Below are 23,333 nucleotides of genomic sequence, written 5' to 3'. Positions count from 1 at the left end.
CATGACGCACACCCGCAAGTTCCGGGTCGGCCGCCTGTTGCGCGGCCTCTGCCTGAGCCTGGCGGCCGTCCTGCCAGCCGCCGCTCACGCCGACTGGCCAGATCGCCCCATCCACATGGTGGTGCCCTTCCCGCCCGGGTCGTCGCCGGACATCCTGGCGCGCACCATTTCCGAACCCCTGGCCCAGGCCCTGGGACAACCCATCGTCATCGACAACAAGCCCGGCGCCGGGGGCAACATCGGCACCCGCATCGTGTCCCAGGCCAAGCCCGACGGCTACACCCTGCTCTATACGATCAACGGCCCGCTGGTCACCGCCCCCACGCTCTACAAGAAGACGCTGGGCTATGACCCGCTGCACGACCTGGCGCCCGTGACGCTGGTCGGCACCAGCCCCAATGTGCTGACCGTGCCCGGCAACCTCCGGAACGTGGACTCGGTGCAGGACTTCGTTCGCATGGTGAAGGAGCACGGCAGCTCGCTGAATTACGGTTCCGTCGGCCCCGGCAGCTCGGCCCATCTCGCCATGGAAATGTTCAAGGAACGCGCCGGCATCGACATGGCGCACATCCCCTACGCCGGCTTCCCGCAGGTGATCAGCGCCATCATCGGCGGCGACATCCAGGCCGGTTTCATGGTCCCCGCCATCGCCGTGCCGCAGACCCGCGACGGCAAGGTCAAGGTCCTGGCCGTCACCAGCCTGCAACCCAGCGACACCCTGCCGGGCATCCCGACCATGGCCGCGCAGGGCTACCCGGACTTCGAGGCCATCTCCTGGAATGCCATCCTGGCCCCCGCCGATACCCCGACGCCCATCATCGAGCGCCTGAACAGCGAACTGACCCGCATCATCAACAGCGACACGGTCCGCAAGCAGATGGCGCTGCAGTACTTCACCCCCGCCGCCTCCACCCCCGAAGCCCTCACCGTCCGCATCCGCGACGAAAAGGCCCGCTGGGACCAGGTCATCCAGAAACTCAACCTGTCGCTGGACTGACCCCGCCGCCATCCCGCGCGCATGCCAAGGCGCGGCTCGATAACCTGCCCCCGCCCGACGGCGGGGCTGCCAGGCTCATCCAGGCCTAAACGCCGCCTTCATACCCCTGCTGCCGCCAGGCCTCGAATACCGTCACCGCCACCGCGTTCGACAGGTTCAGGCTCCGCTGGCCGGTCCGCATCGGCAATCGCAGCCGCTGCTGCGGCGCAAACAGCGCGTGGTGCTCGGCCGACAACCCGGCGCTTTCCCGCCCGAACACGAACACATCGCCCGGTTCGAAGCGGACGTCGCCCACACTGCGCTGCGCCTGGGTCGTCAACGCGTAGATATGCGAGGCGGACGCGCCGGTGTCGCCCAGCGCCTCCTGCAAGGTGTCGTGCACTCGCACCGGCTGCCATTCGTGGTAATCCAGCCCCGCCCGCCGCATGCGGGCATCGTCGAGCTCGAATCCCAGCGGACGCACCAGGTGCAACTGCGCACCGGTATTGGCGCACAGGCGGATCGCATTGCCCGTGTTGGGCGGGATCTCGGGACAGACGAGGATGACGTGGAACATGGTGAACGAGCGGAAAGACGTTGAAGACGGGCTGGCGGCCGGAGCCGCGTTGGAGCGATTGTCGCCGATTTGGCGGCCCGCTTCCCCCGGCGCTTGGCCGCGCGCGTAAGCCGGTGCAACCACGCGGCGGGTCAGCGGCCGCGCGGCGTGCGCGCCGCCACCAGCACCGTCACGCTGGCCGCCCCCGCCGCCAGCAAGGCGCGGGCGGCGGCATCCGCGGTGCTGGCCGTGGTCATGACGTCATCCACCAGGCCGACATGGCGGCCGCGCAGATCGCGCGGACAATGGAACACCCCGCGCGCGCCGGCCAGCCGCGCCTGGCGCCCCAGGGCCGTCTGCCGGGGCGTTTCGCGCCGCCGCAGCAGCGCCGCCCGCAACCATGGCCAACCCAGTTGCGCCGCGAGACTACGGGCGATCTCGGCCGCCGGGTTCATCCCGCGCCGGCGCAGCGAGGCACGGCTGGACGGCACCGCCACCAACAGCAGCGCTTGCGCCGGCGGCTCGCACCACACCGCATGTGCCAGCAGGCGCGCCAGCACCGGCGCAGCGCTGAGTCGCAACTGGGTCTTGAGCTGGCCGATCAGCGTATCGGCCGGCGCCTCGTAATCGAACGCGGCGATCGTGCGCGCGAAAGCCGGCGGCCGCGCCAGGCAGGCGGCGCAATGCAAGGCATCCGGCTCCAACCGCAAGGCGCAGCGCGGGCAGCGCGGCGCGAACGACGCATCGGCGAGGTCGGTTTCGCAGCCCTCGCACAGCCTGGCGCCCGCGACACGCGCTCCGCACAGCGGGCAGTCGCAAGGCACCCGGGCCAGCAGGCGCCGCCCCATGGCCTGTAGGGACAATCGGCCGCCGCGGCCGGGATGGGCAATAATGTGAGCCATCCCCCCATGAAATCATGATCCGCCCGCGGCGCCGACCCGGGCGCGACCGAAATGTCCCTGCCAGCACCCGCCACCCCGCCTTCGCTCCCCCTGGTCGCCGCCGACGTGCCGCGGCAGTTCGCCCGCCGCGGCGACCTGTCGGAGGCCCAGTTCCTGTACGGCGAGGTCGCCCGTCGCATGCTGGGACGGCTGCAGTACATCCGCGTCCAGCCCCAGGCCATGCTCGACGCCGGCTGTGGCGCCGGTGACAACCTGCCGCTGTTGCGCGAACGCTATGCCGAGGCCGCGTACACCGGGCTGGACAATTGCGAAGCCTTGCTGGAAGTCGCCCGCAAGCGCCATGCGCCCGGCGGACTGTCCGCCTGGATCGGCAAGCTGGCGCGGCGCGGCCCGGCCAACGCCTTCGTCAACGCCGACCTGGCCGCGAGCGGCCTGGCGCCCGAATCGCTGGAATTGGTGTGGTCGAACCTTGCCCTGCACTGGCATCGCGAGCCGCACGCCGTCCTGGCCGAATGGCGCCGCATCCTCAAGGTGGGGGGACTGGCGATGTTCTCCTGTCTTGGGCCCGCCACCCTGCGCGAACTGCGCCAGGCGCTGGACGACGCCGGCCTGCGCACGGCCACGCCGGCCTTCGTCGACATGCACGACTTCGGTGACCTGCTGGTGGAGAATGGCTTCGCCGATCCGGTCATGGACCAGGAAATCCTGACGCTGACCTACCGCACTCCGGAAAAACTGCTGCAGGACGTGCGGGCGCTGGGCGGCAACCCCGCTGCCGGCCGCCGCGGCGGCCTGGTGGGACGGGACTGGCGCGATCGCCTGTGCGCGGCGCTCGAAGCGCAGCGGCGGCCGGACGGGGTCATCGCCCTGAGCATCGAAGTGGCCTATGGCCATGCGTGGCGGGCCGCCACCCATCGCGGCGTGGCGGGAGAGACCCGCCTGTCGGTCAGCGCCATCGGCGGCCGGCAGCGCGGCACGCCTTGAAAGACACCGCCCCGGCGGCAACCCCGGGAAGGGGCGCCTGCCGGGGCCGGTAAAGCCAGAACTACCCCTTTAGTGCAGCCGTTCGGGCAGCGTCACCGTCACGCCCGGTTCCGCCGCCGACAAGGGTTGCATGGGCTCGGAGTTGGCGCGGATGCGCCGCCGCAACACCGCGGTCGGCTCGGCCGGCGCCGCCGCCTGGGTTGACTCGCCGCGCCAGGCTTGCGACATCGACTCCACCACCAGCGGCAGATCGCGCAGGCGATGGAACTGGCTGCGCAACCAGCGCGCATCGTTGCCGCTGCGCATGGCCTCATCGCGCAACGCCGCGATCATGTCCCCGGTTCCCAGTTCTTCGGCCACCGGCATCAGCCGCTGGAACAAGGCGCGCAGGTGGTCCATCAGGCGCAGGCGCTGGCCATCCGGCGTCACGTAGCTGCCTTGCAGGCCGAAACGGCAGGCCTGGAAATGATTGCTGCGGTAGGACAGCCAGGCCTTGTCGCTGGGATCGTCCTCGCGCATCAGCAGCACCGCGAGCGCCTGGGCGAACGCCGCGATCTGGCAGGCGCGCTCGACGGTCAACGGCGTGTCGCAGACCCGGATTTCCACGGTGCCGAATTCCGGTTTGGGACGGATGTCCCAGTACAGGTCCTTGATGCTCTCGGCCAGGCCGTAGGCGCGCAGCTGCGCCAGGTGCGCCTCGAACTGGTACCAGTCCTTGACCTCGGCCGGCATGTGGCCAGCCAGCGGGAAACTGTTGACCGCGTTCAGGCGTGAGCACGAGAACAGGGTATCCACGCCTTCGCAATACGGCGACGAGGCGGACAAGGCGATGAAGTGAGGCACATAGGGCGAAAGCCGGCGCAACAGTTTGATAGCTTCGTCGCCGCTTTTCACGCCCAGGTGGATGTGCTGGCCGAAAACCGTAAATTGACGCGCCAGGTAACCATACATTTCGGCCAGGTACTGGAAGCGGGGCGTATCCGAAATGGAGCGTTCCTGCCAGCGCATGAAGGGGTGGGCGCCGCCGCCCGCCACCGAAACGCCGACGGCATCGGCCGCTTCGACCAGGGCATCGCGCATTTCGCGCATTTCGGCCAGCAGGCCCATGGGGTGCTCGTGCACCGAGGAATTCAATTCAATCATGGACCGCGTGATTTCCGGTTTGACGCGGTCGGCAATGGGATGGTTGGCCATTTGGGCCAGCAGTTCGTCAGAAGCTGCGGTCAGGTCAAAACTGCGGGGGTCGATCAGTTGCAGCTCGAGTTCGATGCCCAGGGTGTTGGGGGCCGACGAAATGAACGGGATCTGTTCCATCTCGGACTCCTTCGGATATGTGATGAGGGGATGCGCCGTTCGACCTTGAAGCCCGGTAACTTCCCGGGGGGCGCTAGACGGCGGCTTGTGACTGCATAATAGCCGCAGGTTTGTGGCAAAACGAATGTAAATCGTGACATTTGTGTGCAACATCGCGATGCATTCGGTTTTGCCCTATACGACAAAGTGAGCGAGCACTCACAACGTAGGGATGGCGGGGCTCGCCGGCCCGTGAAGGTCGCAGGCGCAGGCTGGACGGGGCTTTTCGCTTGGGGCGGGATAACCCTTACAAGGGTTATCCCCAAGCAAATTCGCTCGCTTCGGCCGGGCGTCAGGTCACTCGCGCCCGACGGCACGCCGCTGCCGGGCCGGATCCGGAATGCGCCGCTATTTGCGCCAGAAAATGGGCGTGAACAGCACCAGCACCGTCAGCAATTCCAGGCGGCCGATCAGCATGGCGAAGGTGCACACCCAGATCTGGAAGTCGGACAGCACGGCGAAATTGCCCATGGGCCCGACCGGGCCCAGGCCGGGACCGGTGTTGTTGACGCTGGCGAACACGGCCGAGAAGGCCGTGATCGGGTCCAGCCCGGACAACAGCAGCAGGCTGGTGAAAACGGCGATGGACAGGCCGTAGAACAGCATGAACGCCAGCACCGACGACATGGTCCGCGCTTCCACCGCGCGGCCATTGATGCGCACCGGACTGACCGCATGCGGGTGCAACATTGTTACCAACTCATTGCGAGCCTGCTTGACCAGCAGGATCGCCCGGATCATCTTGATGCCACCGCCCGTCGACCCGGCCGAGGTGGCAAACCCCGACAGCAGCAGCATCGTAAGCGGCGCAAACAACGGCCACTGGGCGAAATCGGTGTTGGCGTAGCCGGTGGTGGTGGCCATGGAGATGGTGTTGAACATGCCATAGCGCAGCGCCTGCAGCGGCTCCTGGTAGACGCCTTTGACGTACAGGAACACCGAGATCACCAGGCCCACGCCCAGCACCACCACCAGGTAGGGAATGGCTTCCGGGCAACGCAGGTAGGCGCGCGGGCTGCGCTGGCGGAAGGCGTTGAAATGCGTGGCGAAGTTGATGCCGGCGATCAGCATGAACACCATGGCCACCATTTCCACGGCCACGGAATCGAAATGGGCGAAGCCGTCATCCCAGGTGGAAAAGCCGCCCAGCCCCATGGTCGTGGCCATGTGGCACCAGGCCTCGAACCAGGACAGGCCGACGGCCCGGTACGCCAGGAAGCACAGGATCGAAAACGCGAAGTACACCGCGTACAGCGCCTTGGCGGTGCTGGCGATGCGGGGCGTGAGCCGCTCGTCCTTCATGGGGCCGGGCGTTTCGGCCCGTACCACCTGGTGGCCGCCCACGCCCAGCAGCGGCAGGATGGCCACCGCCAGCACCAGGATCCCCATGCCGCCGATCCAGATCAGGGTGGCGCGCCACAGGTTGATCGAGGCGGGCAGCGCATCCAGATTGGTCAGGACGGTGGCGCCAGTGGTCGTCAGCCCCGACATGGCCTCGAAATACGCGCCGGTGAACGACAGCGGCAGGCCGGCGCGGTGGAAATAGATCAGCAACGGAATCGCCGCCAGCAGCGGCAGCCCGGCCCAAACCGCCGACACCAGCACGAATCCGTCGCGCGCGCGCAGCTCGCTGCGCGAACGCCGGGTCAGTGCCGCGAGCGCCACGCCGATGCCGACGGAAATCAGGAAGCCATGCAGGAAGGCGTCGCGCGCCGCGTCGCCGCCCACGTAGGCCACGCCCAGCGGGATCAGCATGGTGAGGGCAAACATCACCATGGTCAGGCCGAGGATATGCAGGGTGGCCAGGACGCGCTTCATGCGGGAAGCCCTCCGGCCGCCGCCGGCCCGCCGGGAAGCTGGGCGCGCGGATCCATCAGAAGAACGACGCCGACACTTGGAACAGCTTTTCCACGCGCGGCATCTGCTTGCGCGAGGGCACGAAGACGATGACGTGGTCGTCGGTCTCGATCACGGTATCGGCGTCGGGCAGGATGATTTCGTCCTCGCGCACCAGGGCGCCGATGCTGGCGCCCTTGGGCAGGCTGATCTCGCCCACCGGCCGGCCCACCACCTTGGAATTGGAGCGGTCGCCGTGGGCGATCGCCTCCAGCGCCTCGGCCACGCCCTGGCGCAGGCGGTGCACCGCCGCCACGTCGCCGCGGCGCACGTGGCGCAGCAGTTCGCTCATGGTGGCTTGCGACGGCGACACGGCGATGTCGATATGGCTGCCCTGCATCAGTTCGCCATAGGCCTGGCGGTTGATCAGCGCGATCACCTTGCGCGCGCCCAGCCGCTTGGCCAGCAGCGACGACATGATGTTGTCCTCGTCGTCGCTGGTCAGCGCCAGCCAGGTGTCCATGTCCTCGATGTTCTCGCGTTCCAGCAGGGCCTCGTCGGTGCCGCTGCCATGCAGCACCAGCACGCTGTCGGGCAACTGCGTGGCCAGGTATTCGCAGCGCTTGAGGTCGCGCTCGATGATGCGCACGCTGTAATTCTCTTCGGCCAGCGTGCGCGCCAGCCGCAGGCCGATATTGCCGCCGCCGGCGATCATCACGCGGCGCACGGCCTTCTCGGCCTCGCGCAGCTGGCGCACGGCGCGGCGGGCATGGCGCGTGTCCACCACCAGCACCACTTCGTCGCCGGGCGCGATCACGGTGCCGGAGCCGGCCCGCAGCGGCCGGCCGCCGCGCAGCACGTCGATCACGCGGGCGGTGACGTCGGGCCAGACCTCGCGCAGCTTGTCGACGGGATGATGCGCCATCGGGCTGCCATGCCCGACGCGGACGGTCACGACGCTGACGCGGCCCTCGGCGAATTCGACCACCTGCAGCGCCTCGGGAAACTCGATCAGGCTGTGCAGGTAGGTGGTGACGCTGCGCTCGGGGCTGATGATGGCGTCGATGCAGAAGCCCTCTTCGCTCATCAGTTCGGGATATTCGGCGATTTCGCCCGATCGGATGCGGGCGATGCGGCGTGGGATGTTGAACAACTGGCGGGCGATCTTGCAAGCCACCATGTTGGCCGCGTCGGAGGCGGCGCAGGCGATCAGCAGGTCGGTATCGGCGGCGCCCGCGCCCTCCAGCACCGATACCTGCGAGCCGTCGCCGTGGACGACGCGCAGGTCAAAATGTTCTTGCAGGTATTGCAGCTGGGCCGGATCCGAATCGATCACCGTGATGTCGTTCTGCTCGGACACCAGGTTTTCAGCCACGCTGGTGCCTACGCGACCAGCGCCGATGATCAGGATCTTCATGCGCCCCGTTTGCGCGCCGATTCAATGCCCAATTGCTTGAGCTTGCGATACAGGTGGGTGCGCTCGAGGCCGGTGCGTTCGGAAACGCGCGTCATGCTGTGGCTTTCGCGAACCAGGTGGTATTCGAAATAGATACGCTCGAATTCATCGCGCGCCTCGCGCAGCGGTTGGTCCAGCGAGATGCTGCCCAGCTGGCCGTTGGCGGTGACCGGAACCTCGTTGGCGGGAGCAGCCGACAACGCCGGCGGATCGAGTTCGTCTTCGAGGGCCACGGTGGCGCTGACCGTCGCCGGCGCCACAACGGGCGCCGGATGCGGCACCCTGCCACGGGCCAGGCCGGCCGCCACGGTCTTGAGCAGGCGTTGCAGCGTGATGGGCTTTTCAAGGAAGTCCATGGCGCCGATGCGCGTGGCCTCGACCGCCGTGTCGATGGTGGCGTGGCCGCTCATCATGATGACCGGCATGTCCAGCAGGCCTTGCGAGCCCCATTCCTTGAGCAGGCTGACGCCATCGGTGTCCGGCATCCAGATGTCCAGCAGCACCAGATCGGGACGCATGCGAAGGCGCGCGGCGCGCGCTTGCGCCGCGTTTTCGGCCAGTTCGACCGTATGCCCTTCGTCGTAAAGGATTTCCGACAAAAGCTCGCGAATACCGACTTCGTCGTCAACCACCAGAATTCTGGCCATAAAGCATCCACCTATTGCGTAGCCGCATTATCCTTTTCTTGCGCGGTCGCGTCCATAGTATCGGCCCCGGGCGCAAGCCGGGTCAACAAGATGGAGATCCGCGCGCCGCCTTCCTTGCGATTGGCAAGGTCGATCCGACCGCCATGCTCTTCCACGATCTTGCGTACGATTGCCAATCCTAACCCAGTCCCGTGGGACTTGGTGGTTACGTAGGGCTCGAAGGCGCGCTGCATGACCTGCGGCGGGAAACCCGGGCCGGTGTCGGCGACCGTGAAACGCAGGGCCTGCTGGTCGGCGCGGTCGGGCTGCTCGCTGCGCATCAGCTGGGTGGTGACGCTGACCCGGCCCTCGCCGCCCTTCTCGGCGATGGCGTCGCGGGCGTTGGACAGCAGGTTGTGGATCACCTGGCGCAGCTGGGTCGGGTCGCCCTCGATGGCCGGCAGGTCGGCGCCCAGGCTGACGTCCAGGTTCAGCGCCTTGCCCGACGCCGAACGCACCGAGGGGGCGCCGTCGGGCTCCCAGCCGTACAAGGACAGCACGTCCGCCACCAGGGCGTTGAAATCGATGCGCTGCATCACCGCCGGCGGCGTGCGGGCGTATTCGCGGAAATCGTCCACCATCTGCTTGAGCGACGCCACCTGGTTGACGATGGTGTTGGTGGACCGCTCGACGATCTGGGCCTCGGCCGGTTGCAGCTTGCCCTCCAGCTTCATCGCCAGGCGTTCGGCGGAGAGCTGGATCGGCGTCAGCGGATTCTTGATTTCGTGGGCCAGGCGGCGCGCCACCTCGCCCCAGGCCACCGTGCGGTTGGCCGAAATGACCTCGGTGATGTCGTCGAACACCACCAGGTAGCCGTTGCCACGGCCATCGACCCGCAGGTGAGTGCCGCGCGCCAGCAGCGTCAGCGCCTGCGGCCCGTTGGGCGTGTCGCCCTGCTTGGGAGCGATCTCGAACTGCTGCTGCCAGTGCTGGCGTTCCGAACCCACCGCCGCGTGGGTGGAAAACGCCTGCCGCACGACATTCGCGAATTCGAGCATGCCGTCCACGGTTTCCAGCGGCCGCCCGATCACCGAGCGCAGGTCGGCCTGCAGGATGGTCTGGGCGCCCTGGTTGACGGTGGTGACGCGGAAGGACTCGTCGAACACCAGCACCCCGGAAGACAGGTTCGACAGCACGCTTTCCAGGTAGACGTTGGAGCGCTCGAGCTGCTGGCGGTTGCTTTCGACCATGCGGCGGGCCTCGTCGAGCTGACGCGTCATGGCGTTGAACGAACGGGTGAGCTGGCCGACCTCGTCGCGTTCGGGCGGCTCCGGCAGCGGCCGGTAATCGCCCACGCCCACGGCCTGGGTGCCGCCGGCCAGGCTGAGCAGCGGCCGCACCAGCCGCTTGGACAGCGACAGCGCCACGGCGATGGCGCCGAATGCGGCCAGCAGCAGCGCCAGGGTGAGCGTGATGCCATAGAGCTTGCGCAGGCCCAGCCGCGACAGGGCCAATTCCTGGTAGTCGCGAAAGCCCTGCTGCACCAGGTTGGCGTTGTGCGCGATCTGCTCGGGCACCGGCTGCAGCAGCTGCAGCCAGCGCGGCTCGGAGGCGGCGCCCAGCAGGTTGTCGTAGCGGTCGGGCCCGGTCAGCGGGATCACCACGCGCAGATGCAGGCCGCCGTCCACGCCCGGCTTGACCGGATCGTCGGCCTCGGCGGCCGAGTAACCCCGCGACAGGCGCAACTGGTTCATGACGGTGGGCGGCGGCATGGCCGGCAGCAGTTGGCCATACTGGCTGGTGGAGAATGCCACCATGCGGCCGCTGCCGGTGAAGACCATGGCTTCCTGCACGCCGTTGGCTTCGCGCAGGCGGGTCAGGGCCAGCGTCACGCCGGTGTCGGAATTGCGGTTCAGTTCCGCGGCCATGGAGCGCGCCCGCGCGTCCAGGTCGGCCAGCAGCGAGTCGAGCGCGGCGCGGCCGAGGTTCAGGCCGGCCTCGAGCGCGCTATCGACCCGAACGTTGAACCACGACTCGATCGAGCGCGACATGAACTGCACCGAGACCGTGTAGATCAGCGCGCCGGGCACCACGCCGATCAGGGCAAAGGCCAGCGAAAACCGCGCGGTAAGCCGGGCGCCGAACTGCCGGCGGCGGATCTGCCGCGCCAGCCGCACCGTCAGCGCCACCACCCAGACGAACAGCGCCAGGGCGAAAATGCCGTTCAGGATCAACAGCGTGTCGTAATAGCGGGCAAAGCGCGAGGCATTGCCGGTGGACCACGCCAGCAGGCCCAGCAACGCCAGGCCGCTCACGGCGCCGACCATCAAGGCCAGCCGAAGCAGCAGCCTCATGAGGGGTCTTTCTCCTTGTCACCCAGCGTGAACGAAAAATCGGTCCACGGCGTCGCCTGGATCCAGGAACTGCTGTTCAGGGCATTGACCTGGAAGGGCCGCGGCAGCAGCGACGTGTCCAGCCGCAACCGCAGCTGGCCGCCATAGACCACGCCTTCGTCGAACTCGTCGGCGTCGGCCACCTGCCAGTTGCGGACGTGGCGGATGACGCTCATGGCATCGTCCAGCGATGCCACGGGGAAGGAAAGCTCGCCCACCCCGGCGCGCCACTGGCGCGTCAGCGCGTTGTAGATCACGCGCCAGGTGCGCGAGGTATCCACCAGGGATTTGTCGAACCACCACCAGCGCTCGCGCGTGATGGTCAGGTCGGCGGTGAAATACAGGGGCACGCCGCGCTGGGCGGCGTCTCGCAATTGCGGGTTCAGTTCGAATTCGATGTCGGCATCGATTTCAAGTTTGTCGCCACGCACCACCGGTTCGACCCGCGCCACTTTCGGCTCGGATCCATGCGCCTGGCCGGCCGGCACCAATGACAGCGCGGCAGATGCGAACAACAACCCGAGAAATAAGCGTGAAATGATGGACATACGACACCAGAACCCCCGTCATGCCCCCTATTCTTGGCGATTCACGACTGCTTGGCAAACAAGGCGTAGAAAAACCCATCGTGCTGCGCCGCGGGTGTTGCGTCGACAGCAACTGGCAGCAATTGCCCCGGCGCCTCCAGGCGCCGGGCGTCGGGGTGGCGCTGCAGGAATTCCAGCGCCTGGCGCGTGCCTTCGATCGGGAATACCGAGCAGGTCACGTACAGCAGCCGGCCGCCAGGCGCCACGGTCTGCCAGAGCGCGTCCAGGATGCGGGTCTGCAGCGTGGCGGTGCGGCGCAGGTCGTTTTCGCGGCGCAGCCAGCGGATGTCGGGGTGGCGCCGCACGATGCCCGATGCGGTGCAGGGCACGTCCGCCAGCACCGCATCGAACGGCCGGCCGTCCCACCAGGCGTCCAGATCGGCGGCGTCGGCCGCCTGCAACCGCGCCCGCTCGCCGGCCAGGCCCAGCCGGTCCAGGTTCTGGCCGACCCGCGCCAAGCGCCCGGCATCGGCGTCCAGCGCCAGCAGGTCGATGTCCGCCAGCTCCAGCAGGTGCGCCGTCTTGCCGCCGGGCGCCGCGCAGGCGTCCAGCACGCGCATGCCGTCGACCGGCGCCAGCAGCTCGGCCGCCAGCTGGGCGCCGGCGTCCTGCACCGACCACCAGCCCTCGGCGAAGCCGGGCAGTTGCGCCACGGGCCGGGGCGTGGCCAGCACCAGGCCCGCCACGCCGACGGGCTCGGCCGCCAGGCCGGCGTCCCGGAACGCGGCCAGCACCTGCTCGCGGCTGGCGCGGCGGCGGTTGACGCGCAGGGTCAGCGGCGCCGGCAGGTTGGCGGCACGCAGGATGTCCTGCCATTGCTGGGGATAGGCCACGCGCAGTTGCTTGACCCACCAGCCCGGATGGTTCCATTCGGCCTCGGGGCTGTCGGCCACCGCGGCCGCCAGCGCCTCGCGTTCCCGCAGGAAGCGGCGCAGGCAGCCATTGAGCAGGCCCTTGAACGAGGCCAGGCTGCGGTTCCTGGAGGCGGCCGTGACGGCCTGGTCCACGACGGTGTGCGGCGCGTACACGGGCATGCCCGGCAGCGCGGCCGCGGCCTCTCCCTCGGCCCGCAGCAGGGTCAGGGAGACCAGCAGCAGCGACTCGAACAACACGTTGGGATAGCGCTGCACCAACTCGCGGCCGACCGCGTCGGCCCAGCCCAGATAGCGCATGGCGTGGAACGACACCGCCTGCACGGCCGGTCGCAGCGGTCCGTCGACGTCGGCCAGCGCCTCGGTCAGCGACCGCCCGTCCAGGACTTGCTCCACGACGCCCGCGCTGGCAAGCAGGACGGTGGACAGCGGGGGGGCCAGATGAGGGGGGGCGGAACGCGTGGACATGGCAGGAAATCAAAGGACAAGACCGCTATGGTAGCCCGGCGCGGCCTTTCCTCGCCGCGACGGCCGGCCCCGGAGCGCTGGACGAACCCGGCCGGGCGCGTCACACTGGCCGCTTGCCTCGGAGCCCGCCATGTCCACCGCCACGCTGCTGCTGTTCATCCTGGCCTCGGCCGTCGCCATCGTGACGCCCGGCCCGACCGTCCTGCTCGCCATGAGCAACGGCTCGCGCCACGGCGTGCGCACCGCCTGCTGGGGCATGGGCGGCGCGGTACTGGCGGATTTCATTCTGGTGGGCGCGGTCGCTTCCGGCCTGGGCGTGGTGCTGGCCGCCTCCGAAGTGGCCTTCCATGTCATCAAGTGGGCGGGCGCTGCCTACCTGGCCTATCTCGGCTGGAAGATGCTGCGCTCGGACGCCGCGCTGGTGCTGCCGGCCGCCGAACCCGGCGCCGCGCGGCCGGTGGGCCTGAAGCTGGGCCTGCGCAGCTTCGTGGTGGCGCTGACCAACCCGAAGGCGCTGCTGTTCATGTCGGCCTTCCTGCCGCAGTTCATCAATACCCAGGCGCCCCTGCTGCCGCAATACGCCACCGTGGCCGCCGTGCTGGCGCTGATGAACATCCTGACCATGCTGGCCTACGCCACCCTGGGCGCGCAGCTGGTGCGAGCCTTTCGCGGCTCGGGCCTGCGCTGGCTGAACCGGGTCTGCGGCTCGCTGATGATCGGGCTGGCCGGCACCCTGGCGCTGTACCGCCGCAGCGGCGCCTGACGCCCGGCGTCGCCCTGCTCCGATATTAGGGACGCACACCAGCCGGGAATCGCCCTCGGCGACCCGCTAAAATAACGGCCCCCCGCCCTGCCGCGCTAGAATTGCGCAGTATTTGATCACTGGCGCCGGCTCGCGCCCACCGAGGTATTCCATGTCTTCCCCCAAAGTCGGCTTCGTCAGCCTGGGCTGTCCCAAAGCCCTGGTCGACTCCGAACGCATCCTGACCCAACTGCGCACCGAAGGGTATCAAGTCACGCCCGAATACAACGACGCCGACGTCGTGGTGGTCAACACCTGTGGTTTCATCGACAGCGCCAAGGCCGAGTCGCTGGAAGCCATCGGCGAAGCGCTGGCCGAGAACGGCAAGGTCATCGTCACCGGCTGCATGGGCGTCGAGGAATCGGTGATCCGCAACGTGCACCCCAGCGTGCTGGCCGTGACCGGCCCGCAGCAGTACGAGGAAGTGGTGCGCGCCGTGCACGACGCCGCGCCGCCCAAGAAGGACCACAACCCCTACCTGGACCTGGTGCCGCCGCAGGGCGTCAAGCTGACCCCGCGCCACTACGCCTACCTGAAGATTTCGGAAGGCTGCAATCACCGCTGCAGCTTCTGCATCATCCCGTCGATGCGCGGCGACCTGGTCAGCCGCCCGGTGGGCGACGTGCTCAGCGAAGCCGAGCGCCTGGTCAAGGCCGGCGTCAAGGAACTGCTGGTGATCTCGCAGGACACCAGCGCCTATGGCGTCGACGTCAAGTACCGCAGCGGCTTCTGGAACGGCCGCCCGGTGCGCACCCGCATGACCGAGCTCTGTACGGCCTTGTCCGAAATGGGCGTCTGGACGCGCCTGCACTACGTCTACCCCTACCCGCACGTGGACGAAGTGATTCCGCTGATGGCCGAGGGCAAGATCCTGCCCTATCTGGACATCCCGTTCCAGCACGCCAGCCCGCGCATCCTCAAGGCCATGAAACGCCCGGCGTTCGAGGACAAGACGCTGGCGCGCATCAAGCAGTGGCGCGAGACCTGCCCCGACCTGACCATCCGTTCGACCTTCATCGTCGGCTTCCCCGGCGAAACCGAGGAAGACTTCCAGTACCTGCTGGACTGGATGCAGGAAGCCCAGCTCGACCGCGTCGGCTGTTTCCAGTATTCGCCGGTCGAAGGCGCGCCCGCCAACCTGCTCGACAATCCGGTGCCTGACGAGGTCAAGCAGGAACGCTGGGAACGCTTCATGGAAATGCAGCAGTCGATTTCCACCGCCCGTCTGGCGCGCAAGGTCGGCCGCGAGATCGAGGTGCTGATCGACGAAGTGGACGACGACGGCGCCGTGGGCCGCAGCGCTGGCGACGCGCCGGAAATCGACGGCTGCGTCTACGTCAGTTCCGACCGCAAGCTCAAGGCCGGCGACCTGGTGCGCGCCCGCGTCACCGACTCCGACGAATACGACCTCTGGGCCGACACGGTCTGAGCGCCATGTTGCCGGCGGCGCCCGCCGCCGGCAGGAAGCCCCAGCCCCCTGCGGCTCAGGCCTCCAGTAGCTTCAGGCCCGCCACGCCGCCCACGATCAGGGCGATGCACGCCAGGCGCGCGACGGACGGCGAATCGCCGAACAACACGATCCCCAGCACCGTGATGCCCACGGAACCGATGCCGGTCCACACCGCATAGGCGGTGCCGGCGGGCAGGTGCCGCATCGCCAGGGTCAACAGGAAGATGCTGCCCAAGGCCGCGGCGATGCCGATGGCGCTGGGCCAGAACCGCGTCCAGCCGTCTGCGTACTTCAACGCCAGCGCCATCACGATTTCCACCGCGCTCGCGGCCAACAGGATCCACCAGGCCATCGCGGCCTCCCTTCGATATTGGAATGCGGCAAGCTTAGGGCCTATAGTTACCCATACACAAGTACGCACCTTTTGGTAACCATGAAAGGCTCACCATGGCTGTCTCTTCCTCTTCATCGGCGGACGTCTTCGACGCCGCCTGTCCGTCGCGCCGCGCGCTCGAACTGATTTCCGGCAAGTGGGTGCCGCTGGTGCTTCCCGCGCTGGCGCGCGGCCCGCTGCGCAACAACGAACTGCTGCGCAAGCTGGGCGGCATCTCGCAGAAGATGATGACGCAGACGCTGCGCGACCTGGAACGCCACGGGCTGGTGCGGCGCGAGGACATGCGCACCGTGCCGCCGCACGTGCGCTATCACCTGACCGAGCTGGGGAAATCGCTGAATGTGGCGCTGGTGGCGCTGGATCGCTGGGCCGAAAGGCACCATGCGCAACTGGACGCGGCGGCGCGCCGCCATGACGCGGCGGCCGCGCGCGCCGGCTGATCACAGCCAGCCGGCGCGTCCCGGGCGGACGGCCCGCCCTCGGCCGGCGTCGGCCTTAATGCTTGGCCAGAAAATCAGACATGTCGTCGGCGTGCTCTTCCTCGACCGCCAGGATTTCCTCCAGCAGGCGACGCGTGGTCGAATCCTGCTCGCCGATGTACTCGATCATCTGGCGGTAGCTGTCAATGGCAATACGCTCGGCGATGAGGTTTTCCTTGATCATTTCTTCGAGCGTGCTGCCCTCGACGTACTCGGAATGGCTGCGTTCGAGCAGGCCCTTGGGCGACAGGTTGGGCTCGCCGCCCAGCTGCACGATGCGTTCGGCCAACTTGTCGGCGTGCTCCTGTTCCTGGGTGGCGTGCTCGGCGAATTCCGCCGCCACCGGCTCGGCGTTCAGGCCGCGGGCCATGAAGAAGTGGCGCTTGTAGCGCAGCACACAGACGATTTCCGTGGCCAGCGCTTCGTTCAGCAGCTTGAGCACGGTCTTGCGGTCGGCGCGGTAGGTGTCGGTGACGGCGCCGGACTCGATGTCCTGGCGCGCCTTGGCGCGGATCGCCTTCACATCCATGTCGAAGGGGCGGCTTGCCTGTTCGCGGTTGCGGGTCGTGTTTTCCATATCGTTAGCTCCTTTTGGGTTAGCAAGACGACGCTGGATTTCCAGTCGTTCCGAACAACCCAGTCTACCGGCCACGCAAAAAGATGCTGTGTCCAAACATTGCCCATGGCCCCGGATCGGCCTTTCACGCGCCGCGCAAAAGCGCGTCCGGCGCTTCTCGTAAACTATCGGCTTCCCGGACGGCCCGTGACGCAATCTGTAACGGGCCCGGCAATAAGTAGCTTCATATGACCCTGAAGAACATCTGCGTGTATTGCGGCTCCAATCCCGGCGCGCGCCCCGACTATCTGGAACAGGCCCGCGTGCTGGCCCGAGAACTGGTCAAGCGTGACCTGGGCCTGGTCTACGGCGGCTCGATCGTCGGCATCATGGGCGTGATCGCCAACGAGGTGCTGGCGGGCGGCGGCCGGGTGATCGGCGTGATCCCTGAACTGCTGCAAAAGAAGGAACAGGCCCATCGCGGCCTGACCGAATTGCACCTGGTGCAAAGCATGCACGAGCGCAAGGCCATGATGATGGAGAAGGCCGATGGCTTCATCGCGCTGCCCGGCGGCGCCGGCACGCTGGAGGAATTCTTCGAAGTCTGGACCTGGGCCCAGCTCAGCATGCACCAGAAGCCCTGCGGCCTGCTCAACATCGCCGGCTACTACGACGCGCTGATGCAGTTCGTCGACCACGCCGTCGACGAAGCCTTCATGCGCCCCCAGCACCGCGACATGCTGGTGGTGGAAAGCGATCCCGCCACGCTGCTGGACCGCTACGCCATCTACGAGCCGCCCAACGTCTCCAAGTGGTTCGAGCCGGTCAAGCCCGAGCATCGCGCCCCCTAACCCGCCCCAAGGAAAGCCCGCAATGTCCAACGGTTCGTCGTTCCCCGCCAGCACCGAGTCCGTATTGCGCGATTACTTCCACGCCAAGGACGAAAACCGTCCGCACTACATGGCCCGCGCCTTCGCGCCGCAGGCCGTGCTGAAGATGGCGCTGCGCACGCAGGCCATTGCGTTTCCGCCCGAATCCCACGGCCTGGCCGCGATCACCGACACACTGGTGCGCAAGTTCGGCCAGACCTACGACAACGTCTACACCTTCTATCTGGCGCGGCCCGACGCCGATGCGCGTCTGTCCGATTATTCCTGTGACTGGATCGTCGGCATGACCGAAAAAGCCACGGGCAACGTGCGCGTGGGTTGCGGTCGCTACGACTGGACGTTCCAGCCCGAGCCCTACCGCGCTTCGCGCCTGACCATCACTATCGAGACCATGGTGACCCTGCCGCCCGGCGACGCCGACGCCGTCTTCGGCTGGCTGCTGGCGCTGGACTACCCCTGGACCAACGCGCAGCGCGTGGTCGCCGGCGCCCCGCCGCTTGAAGACCTGGCGCCAGTGGTGCAGTATCTGCTTCACCCCATGTAGCTCGGCATCGGATTGTTTACTTGAAATACGACATCGCAGCCTTCGACTTCGACGGAACCCTGGCCGATACCATGCCCTGGTTCAATTCCATCCTGAACACGGTCGCGGACAAGTACGGTTTTCGCAAGATCGACGCCGCCGAACGCGACCAGCTGCGTCACCGCGACGCCGCCGAGATCCTCAAATTCCTCGGCATCCCGCTGTGGAAGCTGCCCGCCATCATGGCGCACGTGCGCACCCTGATGCAGGAGATCGATCCCAGCGTGCACATGTTCGACGGCATTCCCGACGCGCTGGCCCGCCTGAAGGCCGCCGGGGTGCGGCTGGCGGTGGTCAGCTCCAATTCGCTGGAAAACGTGCGGCGCGTGCTGGGGCCCGACACCGCGGCCCTGTTCGACGACTACGAATGTGGCACCGACCTGTTCGGCAAGGCGGCCAAGATCGAGCGGCTGCTCAAGCGCCACGACACCGCGCCGGAACGTTTCTTGCTGGTCGGAGACGAAATGCGCGACATCGACGCCGCGCGCAAGGCGGGGGTCAGGGTCGGTTCCGTGGCCTGGGGCTACAACCACGTGGACGCGTTGCGCGAGCGCGGCCCCGACGAATTGATCATGCAGGTCGCCGATCTGCCCGCCGTGCTCGCTTGACGCGGCTTTCGCCCCGGAGGCACCCATGGCACGCAACATCGAGATCAAGGCGCGGGTGGCCAGCCTGGCCGCCGTCGAATCCCTGGCGGCGGCGCTGTCCGGCAAGGAGCCGGTCGCCATCGCGCAGGACGACACCTTCTTCGCCTGTCCCGATGGCCGTCTCAAGCTGCGCGCTTTCAGCGACGGCACGGGCGAACTGATCTTCTACCGCCGCGCCGACGACACCGGGCCCAAGGAGAGCTTCTACGTCATCTCGCCGACGTCGTCGCCGGACACGCTGCGCGATGCGCTGGGGCTGGCCTACGGCGTCATCGGCCGCGTGCGCAAGCAGCGCCTGCTGTTCATGGCCGGCCGCACCCGCATCCATCTGGACCGGGTCGAGGGACTGGGGGAATTCCTGGAACTCGAAGTGGTGCTGCGCGACGGGGAAAGCGCCGAGGCCGGCATGGCCGAAGCGCGGGAACTGCTGGCCAGCCTGCGGATCGCCCCGGAACAGCTGGTGTCCGGCGCCTATCTGGATCTGCTGGCCCAACGGGGCTGAACCCGGCGCCAAGGGTGGCGGCACGGCCTGGGCAGCATCGGCCGGCGTCAGTCCGGCTGCCAGCCTCGCACGAACACGTCCACCGGCTGGCGCTTGCCGCCCGCCTTCTGCAGTTCCAGCAAGCGCAGCACGCCATCGCCGGTGGCGATGTCGATGCCGTCGGCAGCGGTGCGCAACACGCTTGCGGGCGCGGCCGTCACTGCCTGCGCCACGGCCTCGGCGCGCCACACCTTCACGGGATCGACCAGGCCGGGCAGGCGGATGCTGGCGCCGGGCACCGGATTGAACGCGCGCACGCAGCGCGCCAGCAGCGCGGCGGGCTGGCTGCAGTCGAGCGCCGCCTCGGCCTTGTCGAGCTTGGCGGCGTAGGTCACGCCTTCCTCGGACTGCTTGCGCGGCGCCAGGCCGCCCTGCGCCAGCGCGGCCAGGGCCGCCACGATCGCCTCGCCACCGGCCAGCGCCAACGCGTCGTGCAACTGCGCGGCATTGGTGTCGGCGCCGATCGGCACGATACGTTCGAGCAGCATGTCGCCGGTGTCCAGGCCCGCGTCCATCTGCATGATGGTGACGCCGGTGCGGTCATCGCCGGCCTCGATGGCGCGCTGGATCGGCGCCGCGCCGCGCCAGCGCGGCAGCAGGCTGGCGTGGATGTTCAGGCAGCCCAGGCGCGGCAGGTCCAGCACCCACTGCGGCAGGATCAGGCCGTAGGCCGCGACCACCATGACGTCGGGCGCCACGCGTTCGAGCAGGGCACGCGCCTCGGCGGCTTCATCGGGATAGCGGCCATCCAGCCGCAGGCTGCGCGGCTGGGCCACCTCGATACCGGCGTCGAGCGCGGCCTGCTTGACGGGACTGGGCGTCAGCTTGAGTCCGCGCCCGGCCGGACGGTCGGGCTGGGTCATGACCAGGGGAATGTCGTGCCCTGCCGCCCGCAGGGCGTCGAAGGCGATACGGGCGAATTCCGGCGTGCCGGCAAAAACGAGGCGCATGAGGGTCGGACCGGGAAGGATGGGACGGGCGTCAGGCGCGCAGCGCTTCGCGCTCGGCCTTTTTCAGCTTGGTCTTGATGCGATTCTGCTTCAGGTTGGACAGGTATTCGACGAACACCTTGCCTTCCAGGTGGTCAAGCTCGTGCTGCACGCAAACGGCCAGCAGGCCATCGGCGTCGAACTCGAACGGCTTGCCGTCGATGTCCAGCGCCTTGCAACGGATGCGCGAGGCGCGCTCGACTTCGTCGTAGATGCCCGGAACCGACAGGCAGCCTTCCTCGTAGATCTTGTAATCGTCGCTGCGCCAGGTGATCTCGGGGTTGATCAGCACCAGCAGCTGGTTGCTTTCTTCGGAGACGTCGATGACGACCACGCGCTCGTGCACGTCCACCTGGGTCGCGGCCAGGCCCACCCCCGGCGCGTCGTACATGGTCTCGGCCATGTCGCGCACCAGTTGGCGGATGCGGTCATCGACCTCGGCGACCGGCTTGGCCTTCTTGTGCAAGCGCGGATCCGGGTAGCGAAGAATGGGAAGTAAAGCCATTGAATAGGGATCGTTGGTAATTGGTGTCTGACCAACAGTTTAATTCATTAGAGTCTTGATTTCTAATAGTTTTCGGCTAAATCCGGGATTGTCGGAGCACTGTCCGGCACCGTTTTGCCCGATGGCGGGCGGGACGATTCGGTCCGCCCCGCCCGCCCCGGCCACACCGTCATGAGACACTCTCGGACGTCCGGCGCGCCAAGCGCGCCCCCTGCGCCTTTCCCGCGCCGGCCCATCCCGCGCTCTTCGCCCATGCCGCTCACCCATACCGCCGCTGAATTGTCCGCCTGGCTGCGCCTGTCCCTGGAACCGGGCATAGGTTCCGCCACCGCCTGCACGCTGCTGGGCGCCCTGGGGCTGCCGGAACAGATCTACGCCCAGCGCGCCACCGCCCTGGCGCGCCAGCTGCCCGACGCGCTGGCCCGCCAGCTGGCCGCGCCCATGCCCGCCGACATGGCGGCTCAGGTCGACAGCGCCCTGCAGTGGGTCGACGCGCCCGGCCATCACATCCTGACGCTGTCAGATCCGGGTTATCCACAAAGCCTGCTCACCATCGCCGATCCGCCCATCCTGCTCTACGTGAATGGCGATCCGGCCTATCTGCAAGGCCCCGCGCTGGCGGTGGTGGGCGCGCGCAACGCCACGCCCGGCGGCCAGGAAAACGCCCGCGCCTTCGCCCGCCACCTGGCCGGCAGCGGCTGGCGCGTGGTCAGCGGCCTGGCGCTGGGCATCGACGCCGCGGCCCACGAAGGCGCGCTGGACGCCGGCCCGGGCGGCGCCGGCACGGTCGCCGTGATGGGTACCGGCATCGACCGCATCTACCCGGCGCGCCACCGCGACCTGGCGCACCGCATCGCCGCGCACGGCGCGCTGGTATCCGAGCTGCCGCTGGGCACCGGCGCCTTGCCGCAGCATTTCCCCAAGCGCAACCGCATCGTGGCAGGCCTGGCGCGGGGCGTGCTGGTGGTGGAAGCGGCCCGGCAGAGCGGCTCGCTGATCACGGCGCGCCTGGCGGGTGAGAGCGGACGCGAAGTATTCGCCATCCCCGGCTCGATCCATTCGCCACTGTCGCGCGGCTGCCATGCGCTGATCCGCCAGGGCGCCAAGCTGGTGGAGACCGCGGCCGACATTACCGACGAACTTGGCGGCGGCCCCCAACCGGGCACGCGCCGACCGCCCGAGCCGGCCGACGATCCGGGCGACGCCGACAACCCGACCCATCCGGTGCTCGAAGCCCTGGGCTTCGACCCCTTGCACCTGGATGCGCTGCAGGCACGCTGCGGGCTGGACACCGCCACGCTGCAAGCGCAATTGCTCGAACTCGAACTGGCCGCGCGCGTCGCGCGCCTGGACGATGGCCGCTTCCAGCGCCTGAAATAGGCTGCGGCCCCCTGCCGTCCGACGCGCCGGCCAGGGCATGGACAGGGCTGGCGCCGGCCACGGACGGGGCCGGATGCGATGGCGCTAATATTGTCCCTGGCACCGGGCCGCCATCGCGGCCGCCCCCGATACCGATACAGGAAGAGACATGGCATTGCCCACACGCGTCAAGATCGTCGAGGTTTCGCCCCGCGACGGCCTGCAGAATGAAAAGGAATTCGTGCCCACCGACATCAAGGTGGAACTGATCGACCGCCTTGCGGCCGCCGGCTTCCCCAACGTCGAGGCGGCCTCGTTCGTGTCGCCCAAGTGGGTGCCGCAAATGGCCGACGGCGCCGACGTGATGGCGCGGATCCAGCGCCGCCCCGGCACCATCTATTCCGTCCTTACGCCCAACATGAAGGGCTTCGAGGGCGCGCTGGCCGCCGGCGCGGACGAGATCGTCATCTTCGGCGCGGCCAGCGAGGCCTTTTCGCAAAAGAACATCAACTGCTCCATCGCCGAGTCCATCGCGCGCTTCGAGCCCGTGGTGCAGGCCGCCCGCGAAGCCGGCATCCGCGTGCGCGGCAGCATCAGCTGCGCGCTGGGCTGTCCCTACCAGGGCGAGGTGCCCATCGAATCCGTGGTCGACGTCGCGCAGCGCTACCTGGCCATGCAGGTCGACGAGATCGACGTGGCCGACACCATCGGCGTGGGCACGCCGCAGCGCGTGCGCGACGTGATGGCCGCGGTCACACGCGTGGTGGACCCGGCGCGCGTCTCCGGCCACTTCCACGACACCTACGGCCAGGCGCTGGCCAACATCCTGGCGTCGCTGGAAACCGGCATCTCGATCTTCCACGCCTCGGTGGCCGGCCTGGGCGGCTGCCCCTACGCCAAGGGCGCGACCGGCAACGTCGCCACCGAAGACGTGCTGTACATGCTGCGCGGCCTGGACATCGACACCGGCGTGGACTTCGACGCGGTGGTCGACATCGGCCAATGGATGTCAGCCAACCTGAATCGCAAGGGTTCCAGCCGCGCCGGCAACGCCATTGCCGCCAAGCGGGCCGCCTGACGCGAAAAACTCGTAGAATGGCTGCGCGCGTTTCGCGTGAGCGCCGGGGCC

General features: G+C 68.1%; 24 protein-coding genes. 11 read left to right on the top strand and 13 right to left on the bottom strand.

Annotation, left to right across the window (positions count from 1 at the left end; genetic code table 11):
- Position 1: 1 nt before the first annotated feature.
- Entirely contained in the window at positions 2–997 is a 996-nt protein-coding gene (locus DK459_RS16740; RefSeq protein WP_006389939.1) for a tripartite tricarboxylate transporter substrate binding protein, read from the top strand.
- 85 nt (positions 998–1,082) lie between these two features.
- On the opposite strand, the gene DK459_RS16735 is transcribed toward DK459_RS16740, so the two are convergent.
- Entirely contained in the window at positions 1,083–1,553 is a 471-nt protein-coding gene (locus DK459_RS16735) for a tRNA (cytidine(34)-2'-O)-methyltransferase (RefSeq protein ID WP_054471244.1), read from the bottom strand.
- A gap of 131 nt (positions 1,554–1,684) precedes the next feature.
- Positions 1,685–2,434, bottom strand: coding sequence for a ComF family protein (locus DK459_RS16730; protein WP_368671222.1), 750 nt, complete (start codon positions 2,432–2,434; stop codon positions 1,685–1,687).
- Between the two features lie 51 nt (positions 2,435–2,485).
- Here DK459_RS16730 and DK459_RS16725 point away from each other — a divergent pair, with 51 nt between their 5' ends.
- Complete coding sequence (locus tag DK459_RS16725) at positions 2,486–3,418, top strand: methyltransferase domain-containing protein (RefSeq protein ID WP_020926005.1); 933 nt, start codon at positions 2,486–2,488, stop codon at positions 3,416–3,418.
- 69 nt (positions 3,419–3,487) lie between these two features.
- Here the strand turns inward: DK459_RS16725 and DK459_RS16720 are convergent, their stop codons facing one another.
- From DK459_RS16720 to rsmB, 7 genes are all read right to left on the bottom strand, one after another.
- The gene (locus DK459_RS16720; protein ID WP_006389935.1) at positions 3,488–4,732 is read right to left on the bottom strand and encodes a YbdK family carboxylate-amine ligase; all 1,245 of its coding nucleotides are present in this window, start codon (positions 4,730–4,732) and stop codon (positions 3,488–3,490) included.
- 387 nt (positions 4,733–5,119) lie between these two features.
- Complete coding sequence (locus DK459_RS16715) at positions 5,120–6,589, bottom strand: TrkH family potassium uptake protein (RefSeq protein WP_020926003.1); 1,470 nt, start codon at positions 6,587–6,589, stop codon at positions 5,120–5,122.
- A 55-nt stretch (positions 6,590–6,644) separates the two neighbouring features.
- Positions 6,645–8,024: a Trk system potassium transporter TrkA gene (gene trkA, locus DK459_RS16710; RefSeq protein ID WP_006389932.1), complete on the bottom strand. Its 1,380-nt coding sequence runs from the start codon at positions 8,022–8,024 to the stop codon at positions 6,645–6,647.
- Positions 8,021–8,710 (bottom strand): response regulator, encoded by a 690-nt coding sequence (locus DK459_RS16705; RefSeq protein WP_054499695.1) that lies wholly within the window; start codon positions 8,708–8,710, stop codon positions 8,021–8,023. Before DK459_RS16705 ends, trkA begins: the two co-directional genes overlap by 4 nt.
- Before the next feature lie 11 nt (positions 8,711–8,721).
- A complete protein-coding gene (locus tag DK459_RS16700) occupies positions 8,722–11,043 on the bottom strand; it encodes an ATP-binding protein (RefSeq protein WP_024070648.1) in 2,322 nt (773 codons plus the stop codon).
- Positions 11,040–11,630 (bottom strand): DUF4390 domain-containing protein, encoded by a 591-nt coding sequence (locus DK459_RS16695; protein WP_006389929.1) that lies wholly within the window; start codon positions 11,628–11,630, stop codon positions 11,040–11,042. The genes DK459_RS16700 and DK459_RS16695 overlap by 4 nt, the downstream gene beginning before the upstream one ends.
- Before the next feature lie 41 nt (positions 11,631–11,671).
- Entirely contained in the window at positions 11,672–13,009 is a 1,338-nt protein-coding gene (rsmB, locus tag DK459_RS16690; RefSeq protein WP_054443593.1) for a 16S rRNA (cytosine(967)-C(5))-methyltransferase RsmB, read from the bottom strand.
- Between the two features lie 130 nt (positions 13,010–13,139).
- Between rsmB and DK459_RS16685 the strand changes: the two genes are divergently transcribed.
- On the top strand, positions 13,140–13,772 hold the full coding sequence (locus DK459_RS16685; RefSeq protein WP_006389927.1) for a LysE family translocator: 633 nt from the start codon (positions 13,140–13,142) through the stop codon (positions 13,770–13,772).
- Between the two features lie 151 nt (positions 13,773–13,923).
- Positions 13,924–15,240, top strand: a complete 1,317-nt coding sequence (gene rimO, locus DK459_RS16680) for a 30S ribosomal protein S12 methylthiotransferase RimO (RefSeq protein ID WP_006389926.1) — start codon at positions 13,924–13,926, stop codon at positions 15,238–15,240.
- 55 nt (positions 15,241–15,295) lie between these two features.
- Here the strand turns inward: rimO and DK459_RS16675 are convergent, their stop codons facing one another.
- Complete coding sequence (locus tag DK459_RS16675; protein WP_006389925.1) at positions 15,296–15,613, bottom strand: multidrug efflux SMR transporter; 318 nt, start codon at positions 15,611–15,613, stop codon at positions 15,296–15,298.
- A 95-nt stretch (positions 15,614–15,708) separates the two neighbouring features.
- Here DK459_RS16675 and DK459_RS16670 point away from each other — a divergent pair, with 95 nt between their 5' ends.
- Positions 15,709–16,095: a helix-turn-helix domain-containing protein gene (locus tag DK459_RS16670; RefSeq protein ID WP_006389924.1), complete on the top strand. Its 387-nt coding sequence runs from the start codon at positions 15,709–15,711 to the stop codon at positions 16,093–16,095.
- A gap of 55 nt (positions 16,096–16,150) precedes the next feature.
- On the opposite strand, the gene DK459_RS16665 is transcribed toward DK459_RS16670, so the two are convergent.
- Positions 16,151–16,711, bottom strand: a complete 561-nt coding sequence (locus DK459_RS16665; RefSeq protein WP_006389923.1) for a bacterioferritin — start codon at positions 16,709–16,711, stop codon at positions 16,151–16,153.
- 227 nt (positions 16,712–16,938) lie between these two features.
- Here DK459_RS16665 and DK459_RS16660 point away from each other — a divergent pair, with 227 nt between their 5' ends.
- Genes DK459_RS16660 through DK459_RS16645 form a run of 4 tightly spaced genes read left to right on the top strand, consistent with a single transcriptional unit; the run spans position 16,939 to position 19,312 of the window.
- Complete coding sequence (locus tag DK459_RS16660; RefSeq protein ID WP_006389919.1) at positions 16,939–17,541, top strand: TIGR00730 family Rossman fold protein; 603 nt, start codon at positions 16,939–16,941, stop codon at positions 17,539–17,541.
- A 22-nt stretch (positions 17,542–17,563) separates the two neighbouring features.
- A complete protein-coding gene (locus DK459_RS16655; protein WP_006389918.1) occupies positions 17,564–18,124 on the top strand; it encodes a hypothetical protein in 561 nt (186 codons plus the stop codon).
- A 20-nt stretch (positions 18,125–18,144) separates the two neighbouring features.
- On the top strand, positions 18,145–18,771 hold the full coding sequence (locus DK459_RS16650) for an HAD hydrolase-like protein (protein ID WP_006389917.1): 627 nt from the start codon (positions 18,145–18,147) through the stop codon (positions 18,769–18,771).
- Between the two features lie 25 nt (positions 18,772–18,796).
- Positions 18,797–19,312, top strand: a complete 516-nt coding sequence (locus tag DK459_RS16645) for a class IV adenylate cyclase (protein WP_006389916.1) — start codon at positions 18,797–18,799, stop codon at positions 19,310–19,312.
- 47 nt (positions 19,313–19,359) lie between these two features.
- Here DK459_RS16645 and fmt read toward each other — a convergent pair whose 3' ends face one another.
- Both fmt and def read right to left on the bottom strand, forming a co-directional pair.
- The gene (gene fmt / locus DK459_RS16640) at positions 19,360–20,301 is read right to left on the bottom strand and encodes a methionyl-tRNA formyltransferase (RefSeq protein ID WP_110134916.1); all 942 of its coding nucleotides are present in this window, start codon (positions 20,299–20,301) and stop codon (positions 19,360–19,362) included.
- A 31-nt stretch (positions 20,302–20,332) separates the two neighbouring features.
- On the bottom strand, positions 20,333–20,845 hold the full coding sequence (gene def, locus DK459_RS16635; protein WP_006389914.1) for a peptide deformylase: 513 nt from the start codon (positions 20,843–20,845) through the stop codon (positions 20,333–20,335).
- A gap of 252 nt (positions 20,846–21,097) precedes the next feature.
- Between def and dprA the strand changes: the two genes are divergently transcribed.
- Positions 21,098–22,225 carry a DNA-processing protein DprA gene (gene dprA, locus DK459_RS16630; protein ID WP_038504550.1) on the top strand — a complete coding sequence of 376 codons (1,128 nt, stop codon included), beginning with the start codon at positions 21,098–21,100 and terminating at the stop codon, positions 22,223–22,225.
- 148 nt (positions 22,226–22,373) lie between these two features.
- Positions 22,374–23,282: a hydroxymethylglutaryl-CoA lyase gene (locus DK459_RS16625; protein WP_006389909.1), complete on the top strand. Its 909-nt coding sequence runs from the start codon at positions 22,374–22,376 to the stop codon at positions 23,280–23,282.
- The last annotated feature ends 51 nt before the right edge of the window (positions 23,283–23,333 follow it).

Source organism: Achromobacter sp. RW408, from assembly GCF_003184165.1.
Classification (GTDB): domain Bacteria; phylum Pseudomonadota; class Gammaproteobacteria; order Burkholderiales; family Burkholderiaceae_B; genus Achromobacter; species Achromobacter xylosoxidans.
The sequence above is the reverse complement of the archived record's forward strand: the minus strand, read 5'-3'. Positions and strand labels throughout refer to the sequence as shown.